This window comes from Paenibacillus sp. P4_E11, from assembly GCF_056401635.1.
Genome location: NZ_JBFUIX010000054.1, coordinates 32797 through 48200, shown reverse-complemented (window position 1 = coordinate 48200; position 15404 = coordinate 32797). Strand labels below are relative to the sequence as shown.

At 47.6% G+C, this 15404-nt stretch carries 9 protein-coding genes; all 9 read left to right on the top strand.

The window, feature by feature from the left end:
• The first annotated feature begins 166 nt into the window (after nt 1–166).
• The 9 genes from AC1DWB_RS19960 (at nt 167) to AC1DWB_RS19920 (ending at nt 15404) form a co-directional block, all read left to right on the top strand.
• Entirely contained in the window at nt 167–5662 is a 5496-nt protein-coding gene (locus tag AC1DWB_RS19960; protein ID WP_477542849.1) for an S-layer homology domain-containing protein, read from the top strand.
• 211 nt (nt 5663–5873) lie between these two features.
• Complete coding sequence (locus AC1DWB_RS19955) at nt 5874–6656, top strand: SDR family oxidoreductase (protein ID WP_477542848.1); 783 nt, start codon at nt 5874–5876, stop codon at nt 6654–6656.
• A 279-nt stretch (nt 6657–6935) separates the two neighbouring features.
• On the top strand, nt 6936–7445 hold the full coding sequence (locus AC1DWB_RS19950) for a GNAT family N-acetyltransferase (protein ID WP_477542847.1): 510 nt from the start codon (nt 6936–6938) through the stop codon (nt 7443–7445).
• A gap of 24 nt (nt 7446–7469) precedes the next feature.
• Nucleotides 7470–8195 (top strand): Stf0 family sulfotransferase, encoded by a 726-nt coding sequence (locus AC1DWB_RS19945; protein WP_477542846.1) that lies wholly within the window; start codon nt 7470–7472, stop codon nt 8193–8195.
• A 20-nt stretch (nt 8196–8215) separates the two neighbouring features.
• Entirely contained in the window at nt 8216–8602 is a 387-nt protein-coding gene (locus tag AC1DWB_RS19940) for an NUDIX hydrolase (protein WP_477542845.1), read from the top strand.
• An 877-nt stretch (nt 8603–9479) separates the two neighbouring features.
• Entirely contained in the window at nt 9480–10175 is a 696-nt protein-coding gene (locus tag AC1DWB_RS19935; RefSeq protein WP_477542844.1) for a carboxylesterase family protein, read from the top strand.
• 99 nt (nt 10176–10274) lie between these two features.
• Entirely contained in the window at nt 10275–12578 is a 2304-nt protein-coding gene (locus tag AC1DWB_RS19930) for a helix-turn-helix domain-containing protein (protein WP_477542843.1), read from the top strand.
• Nucleotides 12579–12800: 222 nt separating this feature from the next.
• Entirely contained in the window at nt 12801–14426 is a 1626-nt protein-coding gene (locus AC1DWB_RS19925; protein ID WP_477542842.1) for an extracellular solute-binding protein, read from the top strand.
• 36 nt (nt 14427–14462) lie between these two features.
• A complete protein-coding gene (locus tag AC1DWB_RS19920) occupies nt 14463–15404 on the top strand; it encodes an ABC transporter permease (RefSeq protein WP_477542841.1) in 942 nt (313 codons plus the stop codon).

The following is a 15404-nucleotide window of genomic DNA, read 5'->3' as shown; positions in this document are numbered from 1 at the left end:
CGGTAGAGCCTATACGGTATTTACGTGTCGAAGGATCGGAAACGATCCTTCTTTTTGCTGTTTGGGAATGAACTTAATAATTTCTTATCGAAATCTGCCTTTGTATTTTACATATCACTGGTACATTCAAAGTTGATCTAAAAATACGGAGGTGTTTGTAGCAATCATGAAGAGGAAATCAGTAAGGTTTTTTGCCGGCATCGCACTGAGCATCACTATGTTGGCAAGCTCACTGGGATTGGAATCGCTATTCGTATCCCCCCCAGCAGTATATGCTGCTGAGCAAGTGAAGCAAGCGGGGTCAGAGCCGGCCGGAATCTCGCCGACACAAATTACATTTATGTATGATGACCGTTCTAACGATTCTATTGATCTGAGATTTAACTGGATTACTACTCCGGATATCAAGGATACCGTGATTGAATATGCGACCAAAGCATATTACTCTGCCAATAATACGTTTCAAAAACGTGAGATCGGAACTTATGTAAAGGCTGATATTGACGTAGCGTCGAGCGCTCCAGTGAATGGACATAAGGTAGAAATAAAAAGTTTGGCTCCTGATACCGAATATGTATACAGAGTAGGTGATGGTGCAGGCAATTTGAGTACAATTTATAGCTTTAAAACGAGACCTGCAGAAGTTAAAAATTTCTCATTCTTGTTTTTAACAGATCCACAACGAAATAATTATTCTGGCTATATGGAAACTCTAGAGCCAGCCGTAACGGAAGCTTATAAAGATTTGCCCGATCCCGCCTTCGCGTTGATCAGCGGTGACCTTGTGAATCATTCCTATAAGTCGGAGGAATGGTCTGGATTCTTCGAGTCCATTCAAGATAAATTAACTCGTACTCCGCTTGTATCCACAATCGGAAATCACGAATATGAAGGGAATCCAAATGATGGCTATCTGAATTGGGAATCTCCGGATCCGTATTTTTCGAATTTCAATGCAAGATTCAATACGCCGAAAAATGGACCTGCAGTTACTGGTGCCGCAAATAATCAACCCATTGCAGTCGGGACTTCGGCCAAAATCCTGGATGGTACGTCTTATTCCTACGAATATGGGAATACCTTGTTCATCGTACTCAATATTTTCGATCAGATGCCATGGGCATCGATTCAACCTCAGCTTGATTGGATGAGAACAGTCGTCAAAAATTCGGATGCCAAGTGGAAGGTCGCTACGTACCACCATGGGCTTTATCTTGGCCGCAGGGCTCATATTTCTCACTATAAAGATATAGCGAAAGCATTTGATGATGCGGGAATCGACCTCTCCATATCGGGTCATGATCATATGTATCTGAGAACGCATCCGATGTACGATGATACGGTTGTAGATGCGGGCCAAGGTACAACTTATATTACCGGCGCATCGGCATGGTCTAGCGAAGGGTATAAATATAACCCGCAAAATGCCGATTCCTACACAGCCTTCTACGAGGACGATATCGAAAGCGGCTTCCATACGGTTGATGTGACCGAGGATAAAATCACGGTTACATCCAAATCCAGAAATAAGGCAACCGGGAAATTCGATCAAATTGAAACGTTTGTGATCACCCAACCGTTGCCGAAACATCTTGACAACTGGGTAGCTCCACCAGCACCGTCACCTGTAGAAGATGAGAATTTTCCACCATTGGTAAACGGGGTTTATGAAATCAGTACAGCCAAACAACTGGTGTACATGAGCAACAATATGGGGACGGGCTTCAACAAATTGCCTTATGACGGCTCCTATAAGCTGATGAACGACATTGATATGAGCAATATCAAAGGTTATAGGCCTATTGGAGATGAAGCAGGTTCAAGTACTTCTTTTACCGGTACGTTCGATGGCAATCATATGGTGATTAGAAACCTGAAAATAGTCTATGATCCGGCATGGGAATCTGGTAGTACAACTTCATATGTTGGTCTATTCGGATACTTGGGTTCGAGCAGTACCGCTCGTGGCACGGTTAATAATCTGGGACTCGTTAACGTCAATATCAGCAGTGTTATCGACAATACGGGCGGTATTGCCGGTATGAACTCGGGCGGCTTGATCGAGAACACCTATGTAACGGGTCGAATTAGCAGTACAGTCAATAATGTAGGCGGCATAGTCGGTAGAATGAGCAATAATGCCGATGTGTCCGACGCTGAGATCAAGAACAGCTATTCGACTGCAACGGTTGAAGGCTTGAGCGGCGTAGGCGGAATTGCGGGAGCCATTGAATTTCAAACGAGCACAATGAAAAAGGCGATTATTGAAAATACCTTTGCAACTGGAGAAGTAAAGGCGACAAAAGCTTCCAATGCCATCGCGGGAGGAATTGTCGGCAATATCAGCTCTGCTATCGCGGTGGTTAAACATAATGCTGCCATCAATATGAGAATATCGGGCACTTCCTTTGGCAAAATTTATGGAGCTGCCGATGCTGCTGCATCCATCTCAGACAACATCGTATGGAAAGATATCAATGGAGTAAGTGGAACGGCATTTGTCGAACAAAGAGGAATAATCGAAGAGAAAACGGAAGCGGATTTCTATCAACAAAATACGTTTCAATCGATCTCGTGGGATTTCGTCAATATTTGGAAATGGCAAACTTTAGCGAGTGACCCTGCAAAGGGATTTCCAAACTTGCTGCTTATTTCCGGACAAGCGTCTCCCTATCCTTTCACCAAGAAAACCGAACTCCTTGCAGTAATTGATAGTGTGACGGGAACGAATGCCAAGGTCGAAAGCCAATACACGGCTTATAGTTGGGCGAACTTCGCTGCAGCTCTTGCGCAAGCGCAACTAATTGCAGGTGATCCTCAAGCTGTTCAGGATACTGTGGATCATGCAAGGCAAGCACTTCAGACAGCCATTGCATTGTTGGTAGCGCCTAGCGCAGATAATAGCTTTACAGCGGGCAGCATTGCCGAGCTGCGATTCAGAATTGCGGAAATTGGAAGCGGGACAGGTACCATTACGATTACAGAGAGTTTCGTGGGAGATGATAACCTCGGTAAGATCTCTTTTAACCAAGGAAATATTACTATAATGGCCAATAAACCCGTTACCCTGACTATGAAAGGAAATGTGTACCTGGAGCTAGTCGGAGGAATGCTGACAATCGGTCAAAATATTACATTGAAGCAGGATGCGAACGCCGATAAGTTATCCCAGGCTATCAAAAGCTTCATTTTATTGACCAAGCATCCTAGCCTGAATGTGTTGGGTGCCACGATTACTTCTGATTATCCATTTACTGGATCGTCTGGTGTAATCGTCATAGACAATAGCAATGCCGATATTCATATTCAAGATTCGAGCATATCGGGGATTAGCGCCCGTACTATCTATTCGTATAGTGGAGGGTCCTCCATCTATATCATGGACAGTACAATTACGAATCCGGCAACAGCACTATATCGTGGAGATTATATCCTGATCGGGAGAACCGTACTGAATGGTAGTACAGGTGGCGGTGAAGTGCTTCATGATTTCCGGGGGACCGCTATTACCGGATCTCCAAGCCCTGCGACTACCGTGACGTTGACGAAGACAGGTACAGGACGTGCGGTTGCTGATGCAAGCTATAAAATCCTTTACACAACTGATGGAAGCGATCCGAAATCGGGAGTTGAGTATACAACACCTTTCAATATTTCCAAGGATACGGAAGTTAAAGCGATTCTGAAACATAATAACTACTTTGGAGATCCTGAAACGCTTCAGTACACAGTTGTAGAAGAACCAGAAAAACCATTATCGAGCGCTGATTTGACCGAGCTGAAGTTGGACGGAATACAATTGGTAGGATTTAGATCCGATCTGTTGAACTACACCGTAACTGTACCTAGCAGCAAAAGTGTCGTTTCGGTCACTTACGCGACGTATGACCCACATGCGACGGTCGTTGTTGTGGGTGGTTCAAACCTGATTGTGGGCAACAATACCGTGTCTGTGAATGTAACTGCGCATAATGGGACTACGAAAGTTTACACAATTACCGTGGCGGTGCTGCCAATTGCGGAAGCGAGCATCACGTCGTTCATTTTCGCGGGATTGAACCCGATCGTGAACGGCACGATCACGGACAGCAATAGCAGCACAGGCAGCAGCATTGCGCTTAGTGTTCCGAGTGGCACCAACGTCACGAATTTAGTGGCGACATTCGCAAGCTCGACCGGTTCGACCGTGAAGGTGGGCGATGTGACCCAGACGAGCGGAACAACCGCCAACAACTTCATGAATCCGGTGACGTATACGGTTGTAGCTGAGGACGGTACGATTACGAAGAGCTATAAAGTCACGGTGACGGTGTTGCCAAGAAACGAAGAAAATGAAACGACACCAACACCAACACCAACACCAACACCAACACCAACACCAACACCAACACCAACGCCAACGCCAACACCGACACCAACACCGACACCAGCACCCATTGTAGGGGCTCAGAAAGTAACGAACGAAGTCCAATCAGTGACAAATGCTTCAGGCAAAGCTTCCGCTTCTGTTTCCGAGGAGCAAATTACGAAGTCTTTGCAAGCTATTACGGAATCCAAAGGCAAATTAGAAATAATTGAAATTAAGGCTTCAGGGGACGAAGGAGCCAAACAAAGCGAGATTCGTATTCCTGCCAAATCTCTGACACAAATTGCGGATAGCGGAGTCACGGCTGTCATTATCGATACCGGCGTAGGGACGTTGTCTTTCGACAAATTGGCGATCTCGGCCGTTTCGGCGGGAGCGAACGGAGACGTCACGGTTTCAATCGTAAGAACTGATGCAGCTTCCATCACGGGAAATATGTCGGCAACACGGCAAGCCGAGATTATGGCAGTCATCGGAACCCGGCCGGTATTCGACTTTACGGTTACGGCAGGAAGCAAGACGGTATCCACTTTTAACGGCGGGGCGGTTAATGTAACGGTTCCATATACTCCGGCAGCCGACGAAGATCAGAACGCAATCGTGGTGTATTACATTTCCGATGCAGGTGAAATCGTCATAGTGCCGGGCGGCGTCTATGATCCCGTTACGAAGACAGTACGCTTCAGCGTAGAGCATTTCTCATCTTATGGCATCGGATATCGGAAAATAGTCTTTGAGGATACGACATCCAGCTTTGCGAAGGACGACATTACGTATCTCGCCGCGAGGAACATCCTTAATGGCGTCGATAACCGGCAATTTGCTCCGACTGCCCAAATCACGCGAGCCGACTTTGCAATTATTCTGGCCCGGATTTCAGGCGCGGATCTCACGAAATATGCCGGTACGACCCGTTTTACGGATGTTCTTCCCGAAGCATACTTCGCAAATGAGGTCGAATGGGCGGCGGAGAAAGGGATCGTTGGCGGAACAGGACAAGGCATGTTCTCACCATACGCCATGATAACGCGGGCTCAGATGGCTGCAATGATCGAACGTTATGCAGCAGCGGTTCGCTTTACACTTCCTAACTCCAAGGCTGTAATCGAATTTGTCGACCACTCCGACATACCGAGCTATGCAGTCGGAGCATCCAAAGTGGTGCAGCAGGCTGGCATTATTTCAGGTAAAACAAGAGCAGGCCAAACAGGCGTATTTTTCGCTCCGAATGATTTGGCAACCCGCGAAGAAGCGACTAAAATGCTTGCGCACTTGTTACGGCTGATGACGAACTAATAAGATCCGCAGAGCACGCCGAATATTATGCGCAATTTTGGCTGTAGCAGGGGGTTGTCCCGAAGGGTTGAAAAAACCCCAGGGACAGCCCTTTTGTTGCTAGTCGATAGGCGTAGGATAGTTTAGTTATAGCCGTTTTCCGCGGTTCAAAAATGGTAAAATGTGATTGTATTGGATTTTAACCACCATGTTAGAGGGAGGGATGGATTGTATGGGAACCAAGTTGCAAGGACGTGTGGCGATCGTAACGGGAGCCAGTCGTGAACGCGGGATAGGAACGGCTATCTGCCGGGTGTTAGCGGCTGAAGGTGCTGATATCCTGTTCACCCACTGGGGGCAATACGACCGCACCCAACGTTATGGCGAGGACATCGGGTGGGCGAATAAGCTATGCCACGAACTAGTAGAATCAGGTGTGCGGGCGGCACAATTGGAAGCCGATCTGGCTGATCCGATGGCGGCAGATGCCATACTTGAATACGCAAGCAAGACGCTAGGTACTCCGAGTATTCTCATTAACAATGCAACCTACTGGGCCCCTTCGAACTATCGTACATTCGATGCTGAACTGATCGACCGCCATCACGCTATCAATGTACGAGGTACTAGTGTGCTGAGTGTGAAATTTGCTCAGATTTTCGAAGATAAGCTCGTAGGGAGGATACCTGGCCGAATCATATTTCTCGTCTCAAGAGGAAATGAGGCCAATAATCTGGCCTACATGGCAACAAAGGGTGCGCTGATTGCATTGACGGAGCCGCTAGCTGTCGGCTTGGCCCCGCTTGGTATTACCGTGAACGCGGTTGATCCTGGTCCTACCGATAGTGGCTGGATGGACGAAGCGCTTCAATCTCATCTGCTGCCGATGTTCCCCATGGGGCGAATAGGTCAGCCGGAGGATGCAGCACGATTGATCTCTTTTCTTGTCAGCGACGAGGCCGGGTGGATCACCGGACAACGCATGATCTCAGAAGGTGGCTTCACTGGGCGCTAGTTGGCATACAAGAGGCAGTCGATTTATTGTGAGCACAGGATTTGGCTTGAACCTCCATACCACGAAATCCCTTATACAATCACAGGAGGTTCAAACAAGATGTTTGAGGTAACCGGGGTCCCCGCAAAGTACTCGGAGTTATCTCCAGAGCTAGTCTTCACTTTGTGGGGTAAAGCGTCGGGGTCCTTTTTCACTTGGAACGGCCGTTTTCGCCTAAATCAACAATGAATCGACAGCCTCATACAATGGCACTAATTCAAAGGGAAGCGAGCTGCTGCTATGAGTGAGATCACGATCCGTTTCATAAATGAAGATGATCCTGAACGAATATCCGAAGCATTCCGAATACAAGGATGGAATAAACTGGTCAAGCAGTATCAAGCGTATCTGGACAAGCAAAAAAAGGGGAGTCAGGTAACCCTGCTAGCTGAGGTTGATGGTGAGTTTGCCGGATATGTGAATGTGGTGTGGCAGCCGGAGTACCGTTATTTCCAAGAACATCATATACCGGAAATCCAGGACTTCAATGTCCTGATTACATACCGTCGTCGCGGAATAGGGACCAGGCTCATGGAACAAGCCGAGGCGATGATTGGAGAACGTTCCGATGTGGCGGGGATTAGAGTGGGTCTATTCTCCGATTACGGGGCTGCCCAAGTCCTGTATGTGAAACGCGGCTATGTCCCGGATGGACTAGGCATGTCGCAGAAACAGGAGTATCCGAACTATGGGCAGCACGTACTTGTAGATGATGACCTTGTTCTAGCTCTGGTTAAACCATTGAGATAACGATCCATGAGGAGGATATGCCGAATGAAACCCACACTCAGTTACACGATATGGTTCTCACAGCGAACCGGAAGTACATTGTTGAACAAAGCACTTGAATCGACGGGTGTGTCCGGTAATCCCGGAGAGTGGCTGACACATCGGGATCCCGGAACGTTCACGATCCAGGATTTACGTCAAGTGTGGATGGATGGTCAGACATCGAACGGCGTATTCGGCCTTAAGACTTCACCGTATAGGCAGGACCATTGGCTACAAGCGTTCCGTAGAGAGCTGAATCTGCCTGAAGGATTGTCTCGGCCGCGTATATGGGAAGAGGCTTTTCCAGGCTGCAAACACATATTCATGACCAGGCGGAATAAGGTGAGATTAGCTGTGTCGTGGTGGAGAGCAATCGTATCCGGTGAATGGCACCGGGTTCATGGTGCGAAGCCGCATCTAGCGGATATTGCTGACAAGTACGCCTTCGATGCGATTAATCATCTGCTCTTGGAGTGTACCATGCGTGAAGCCAGTATGGAAGCTTTCTTCGCAGAGGAACGTATTGTGCCCATGACGATTGTGTATGAGGATTTTATTCAGACGTATGAAGAGACAGTCATGCAAGTGCTGCGCTATCTGGACATTCCGACGGAGGGGGTAACGGTGGCTGATCCCTTTTTCGAACCTATTGCCGATGAGATCGCGGAAAGTTGGGTTCAACGCTTCCGGAAAGAGCGGCAGGCGGGATGGGATAATATCGCTTGGTAGAGGAGTGGAGGAGCTTGTTAGTGGAAGGTATTCTGGAGGAAAGATGGCATAGGCATCTAGGTGTGTATGGAATTTGTATTCATGAAGGGAACCTTTTAGTAATCCATAAGAATGGCGGTCCGTACACGAATCGGTATGATCTTCCTGGTGGAATAGTTGAACCCAATGAGCCGCTGGCCGATGCTCTTCGTAGGGAACTTGAAGAAGAAACTGGACTAGGGATTAATATTATCCGAAATCTTGGTGTCTTCGATTATATTGTTCCCTATACGTTAGTGGAACGTGGGACAACACATATTCATCACATCGCCATATTTTACGAAATCGAGTATCAAAGTGGGGAACTGACCTACTGTACGGATATGCACGACAATGATTCCGTTGGAGCCGAGTGGATCAACATTTAACCGCTTATCCTCAGAAAATAGTTCTCCATTAGTCATGCAAGCCTTAACTTGGCTAGAAGACGAGAACAGCCATACCTATGAAGTAGCAAGGTTGGATAATTGGATTGTTAAACCGTAAGACAGACAGACAGACAGACAGACAGGAATCGCCGATTTCCTAACAATAGCGATCTGTATGCAAGCTTAATTGCATCTCCATAGTGGGGGTGAGTTTTGGATGATTGCGAGTTCAGTAGATTAACTGGAAAAGCTCCCGGTAATCTGGCCGGAAAGAGTAGATGTATAGATTTAACTGGAATTCCTCCATGTAAATTGTCGCTTTTGCCCTGATTGGAGGGAGTTCGTTGAAATTAGCGGGAGGAATTCCTGTTAAATCGCTATATTTCCAGAAATAGCTCAAATTAACTGGAGGAAATCCTGTTAATAGTACCTGGGCGAGTCTTTACCATACTATTTTTGGGACTATTTCGCTCGTTCAGCCTAATACTCTATAAACTAGCTCCCCGCGCTCGTTCGACGTACCAACGCACTCCCACCGCCCACCGCCACCGCCCGCCACCGCCCGCCACCGCCCGCCACCGCCCGCCACCGCTCCACGCCGCCTGTGCCTACGCTCCCTATCTCGCTAACACCAAAAAACCAAAAACCAAACAGCCCAAAAAACCTGACTGATGATCCAGTCAGGTTATGAGATTTACCTTAATAGGCCTTCTTTTTCGATGTAAGCATACCGTCCAAGTGGCGTGCCGTCAAGAAAAAACTGGGAAATGAATGAGCCTGGGTGTATCCCCCTCCAAATATGCAGGTAACAGAAGGTAAATACTCGAAAAGAAGCTTTATTGACATTTTCGAATGTTCCCTTCTGGTGGTACGGTGGATGAAACGATATACGGAGAGGTTGATGGTAACAATGGCTCAACAAGCACATCGATTCGAGAAGGAAATTCAACTAACGAAGCGGGTGAATCTGCAGTACCTTTTGCATGTACCTAAGGCTAGCAACGATTCAACGACACGAAAATGGCCCTTGATCGTATTTTTGCACGGGAGGGACTTAAGGGGAGACAACTTGGAGCGGCTGAAGGTAAGGGGGATTCCTCACCTAATTGAAGATAATAGTGATTTCCCCTTCATCGTATTGTCGCCGCAATGTCCATCCTATTACATATGGCCGTTTGTATTTGACGGGATCATGGCCCTTATTGAAGAGTTACAGACCCGTTACCCGGTTGATGTGAAGCGAATATACCTCACTGGTCTTAGTATGGGTGGTTTTGCCGCTTGGGATTTGGCTATGGAATATCCAGATTATTTTGCAGCGATAGCACCGGTCTGTGCAGGGGGATCTCAAGAGCGTGTAGACGTTCTCTTACACACGCCTGTCTGGGCATTTCATGGGGCGAAGGACGAGGTCGTGCCTGTAGATCAAGCAGCAAATATCGTCAACCGTCTCAAGCAACTGGGGGGCGATGCCCAACTGACCATATTCCCCGAAGGCGGTCACGATATCTCTATGGAAACTTATCGCGACTCCAATCTATATAGTTGGTTTCTGGAACATGCTCGTCCGTGAGTCGAGTGGCTTACTGCTGTAATTTGTTCAGCGGGAAAGACTGGATATGCTATAATAGATTCCATTGTTGCTTCAGGTTATCAAGTGGGGTGTGTGGCATTGTTTCACGGAATCCGGTTCAAACGGCACAGTATTATCATTCCTTGGCTATTGTCTTATGTGGCGATTTTGCTCGTACCCGTTATGATTAGCATGTTAACATATAGTCGGACGAATCAAACAATTATCGATGAAATTAACCGATCGAACAACCTGATCTTATCCAAGGTGCAGAAAGATATGGATACGTTGCTCGAAGATATGAAGCGGCTCAGTGTTGAGATCGCTTTCAATCCTCAGGTCCAGGAGCTTTTGTCGATTCAGGAGTCGCTTGCACCCGATCAATATTATACGATCTATAAGGCGTTTGAGAGCTTGAAGGTATTCAAATCATCGAACCGATCCAACGATTACTTCGTCTATTTCAAAGCGATTGATACCGTGATTACACCGGACTTCAGCAACACCAGCACAGCAGTCTACAACAATTTATACGCCCCGAACAAGGGCTCGTATGCGGAATGGATGAATCGGTTAAGCCGGTATTACAGTGGCGAGATCATATCCATGGGGGATGGAAGGAAAGACGCAAGCAGCACGATGAATGATCTAGCTTACATACGCTCGATTCCGATAGGGAAAAACGGTACAAGCTTGGGCAATGTTGTGATTTTTCTGGATCAATCGAAATTCTGGGTGAACGACGGAGAGGATTATCTTCACAACGGGGTAGCGGTAATCATCGACAGTCATGACCAGGTATTGGCCTCCACCAACTCGATGAGTCCCCCATTGCCGGTTGCTTACCACGATCTAAGTGAGAAGAGCGGCATGGTCAAAGCTCGATTCGAGGGACAGGATCTGGTTGTTTCGTACATTAGTTCGAGTACAACGGATTGGAAGTACATGATTCTGATGCCAGAGGACGTGTTCTGGGACAAGTCGGAAGTGATCAAGCGGGCGATGGTCATAAGCCTGATCGTTTGCCTGATCGTCGGCGGAGCACTCACATATGCTTTTATTCGTAGAAATTATTCGCCAGTCCGTATGATGATGGAATTGTTCAAGGATAAGAAGAATAGGGCCGGAACAGAAGGCAAGGCGCTTAACGAATACGATTTCATGCATCAGGCGATCCATTCGACGTTGTTGGAGAATACGGATATGAACAGCAGGCTGTGGAGGCAAAAAAGCTTCATGCGCGGCCACTTTATCGAGAAACTGCTAAAAGGCAGGGAACGTGCCATTCCGCTGGAGCAATCGCTGGAATCATACGACCTTCGATTTATATCCGATTCGTTCGCTGTGATGGTATTTAATGTGGAGGATTACAACGACGTCTCGTTCCAACTGATCCGGTTCGCGGTTATGAATGTAACGGAAGAATTGACAGGACAAGTTCACCGGGGGTTCATGACGGAGATGGATGAGTTCCTCGTATGCCTGATCAATCTACAGGTGAAGGCACACGAGGAGCAGGATTGGAAGCAGGAGCTTGCTGCGATTGCCAGCGGGGTAGAACGCTTCATGCAGCAACACTACCATGTACCAGTCACCGTCTCCATCAGTAGCGTCCATAACTCCACGATCGGCATTTCGACGGCCTATTATGAAGCGATGGAAGCGATGGAATACCAGAATATATACGGTGTGAGCGGTGTTATGCACTACAGCGATATGGAAATTCCCCGTGCGAAGGGGGAGTATTACTACCCGCTTGAGAAAGAACAGGCGCTGATGAATTGCATCAAAACAGGGGATTATGCAAGTGCGGAGAACATTATCGATGAAGTGTTCAAGGATAATCTGGAGCAACGCAAGCTTCCGCTTAAGATCGCCAAATGTTTGTTTGTCGATTTGGTCAGCACGATGCTAAAGACGATTAATGAAATCAGCAGTATATACGACAACTCCTTCTTGGAGGAACTCAATCCGATCGAACGATTGCTGCGAAGTCAGACCGTCAGCGAAATGAAGCAGCAGTTGAAAGATATTTTACGCAGCTTCTGCGACTATATCGTGCAGGAACAGGCAGGCCGTCGAACGAAAGATACGGTACAGACGATCATCGATATGGTTCATTCTCAATATAGCGATTTGAACATGAGCATCGCTTCCATTGCCGATCAGATTGATCTGCACCCTGCTTATGTGTCGAAGCTGTTCAAGGAAGGGACAGGCAGTTCCTTGCTCGACTACATTGGGAAATTCAGGATTGAACAGGCGAAGAAGATTATGCGGGAACAGGATGAGAATATGGAGAACGTCGCACTATTGGTCGGGTATTCGAACGTTAGGACGTTTCGCCGTGTATTCGCCAAGTATGAAGGAATCACGCCGGGGAAGTATTCGGACATGGTGTGACAACCGCTTAGGAGAGCCAAGGAAGCTTGGCTCTTTTTGGTCTGGATAAGCTCCGTCAAGGTATTGTCCCTTGCTATTCAATAATGTCCCATTCCGATTGTGCAATAATGTCCCCCGACTTCATGTTCTGTCTCTATCAGGATGAGGACGCCGATTCTATACTTTGAATTGTCGACGGGCAACACCGCTATGCATAAGGGAAAATAAACGAGGAGGTCAAACATGAAAAAGTACACCAAGTGGATGTCATCCATGATTGCTGCAACAGTGCTTGTAGGGGGAACGGTAGGCTGCACGAAAGGAGCCGAGCAGGGAGGGACAAGCGGGCCTGTGAATACAACGAGTCCTTCGAGCGCCAAGCAAGAAGCGATTTATCCGATTAAAGGCAACATCAAGCTGAAATATTGGTTTCCGATGCCTCCGAATACGTCCGCGATTGTCAAGAATGTCGCGGAGACGGAATTCGCCAAAGAATTGAAAAAACGCACAGGCATTGAAGTCGAATTCATTCACCCGGCCTCCGGGAAGGAAAGTGAACAACTGAATCTGATGATCGCCTCCGGTGATCTGCCGGACATTATTCAATATGATTGGACGAAGTATCCAGGTGGTCCGGAGAAAGCGATCGCGGATCAAGTGATAACGAAGCTGAACGATCTGCAAGTCAAGCAGGCGCCTAACCTGTCCAAGTATTTGAAGCAGCACGCGGATATCGACAAGATGGTGAAGACGGACGAAGGCAGCTATTACTCATTCCCATTTATCCGTGGCGATCAAAGCTTGCTTGTTTCGGCTGGGCCGGTAATACGCAAGGACTGGTTGGAGGAGCTAGGGCTGCAGGTGCCGACGACGATGGACGAGTGGTATACCGTCCTGAAGGCGTTCAAGGAAAAGAAAGGCGCAACCGCACCGCTTAGTCCTTATTGGAATTTCCAGAATAGCGTATTGTCGTGGGGGACCTTCATAGGCGCATATGGCATTACGAAAGGCTTCTACATGGACAACAATCAAATCAAATACGGTCAAATCGAGCCAGCCTACAAAGATTTTATTATCACAATGAATCAATGGTTCAAGGACAAGCTGCTGGATAACAACTTCGCAACGCTGGACAGCAAGACCRTGGACGCCAATATATTGGACGGCAAATCGGGGGCTACGGTAGCCAGTGGGGCAAGCGGTGTTGCCAAGTGGACGACAGCGATGAAAGACAAAGATCCGAAATTCCAAGTGATTGGAACGCCGTATCCGGTATTGAAAAAAGGAGATAAGCCACAGTTCGGGCAGTACTCCCTTCCGTTTGTCGGCTTTGGTGCAGCTATATCCGCTAAGAGCAAAAACAAAGAAGCGGCGGCGCAATTCCTTGATTACTTGTATAGCGATGAGGGTAGCATGCTGGCGAATTTCGGGATTGAGGGAACGAGCTACAAGCTGGATAGCGGCAAGCCCAAATTCACCGATGTCATCCTGAACAATCCGAATAAACTTCCGATTAGTCAAGCAATGGCCCAGTACACGTTATCGCATGACATGGGGCCGTTCGTGCAGAATCCGGAAATCTCGCAGACGATGATCCCTGTACAAGCCGAAGCCATCAAAGCGTGGGCCAATACCGATGCGGCCAAACATTTCGTACCTCCAATCTTTGTTACGACAGGACAACGAGACGAGATGGCCAGAATAATGAATGAAGTGACCACATATGAGAATGAAATGCTGCTGAAGTTTATTATGGGTTCGGAACCAATGGGCAACTTCGACAAATATGTGCAGCAGATGAAGAAGCTCGGGATCGACAAAGCTATTGAAATGCAGCAAGCCGCACTGGAGCGTTATAACAAGAGATAAGAGAAGCAAGATGTGATGGTTGGGAGGAGAGACACCATGAATGTGTGGGAACGGCCAGCCGCCCAGGAGACGCTTGGGAGGAAGATCCGCAAGGACTGGCTGAAAAATGTTTCGTTGTATATGATCGTTGCACCCGTGCTCATTTACTATTTGATCTTCCATTACGTTCCGATATATGGCGCTGTTATCGCGTTCAAGGACTACATTCCCACCAAGGGAATATGGGGGAGCCCGTGGGTTGGGTTCAAGCACTTTCAGGCGTTTTTTGATAGCTATTATTTTTGGCGCATCTTGAAGAATACGCTCGTGATTAGTCTGACGTCCCTTGTGTTCGGGTTCCCGGCACCGATTATTCTTGCCCTGTTGATTAACGAGGTGAAAAGTCGATATTTCTCCAGATTCGTACAGACGGTGACCTATATGCCGCATTTCATATCGCTGGTTGTCGTGTGCGGCTTGATCATCGATTTCACGCGGGATAGCGGAATGGTCAATACGATCATTGGTTTGTTTGGCGGGGAGAAAGAAACGATGCTGAACAAGGCGGGTTACTTCGTCCCCTTATATGTCACGTCAGAAATTTGGCAGGAAGTCGGCTGGGGTTCGATTATTTATTTGGCGGCGATGGGGTCGATTGACCCGCAATTGTACGAAGCGGCGACGATCGACGGAGCCGGACGGTGGAAGCAGACGCTCCATGTCACCCTTCCCGGCATCGCATCGACGATTATCATCTTGTTGATCTTGAAGGTCGGAGGCATTCTGAGTGTCGGCTACGAGAAGATCATATTGCTGTACAATCCGGCCATCTATGAATCTTCGGACGTCATCTCCACCTTTGTATATCGCAAAGGCTTGCAGGAGTTCGGCTGGAGCTTCAGCTCGGCGGTAGGTTTGTTCAATTCTACAATCAATTTCGTGTTATTACTGGGAGCGAACCGGATCAGCAAGAAAATCAACAATTCCGGCTTGTGGTAG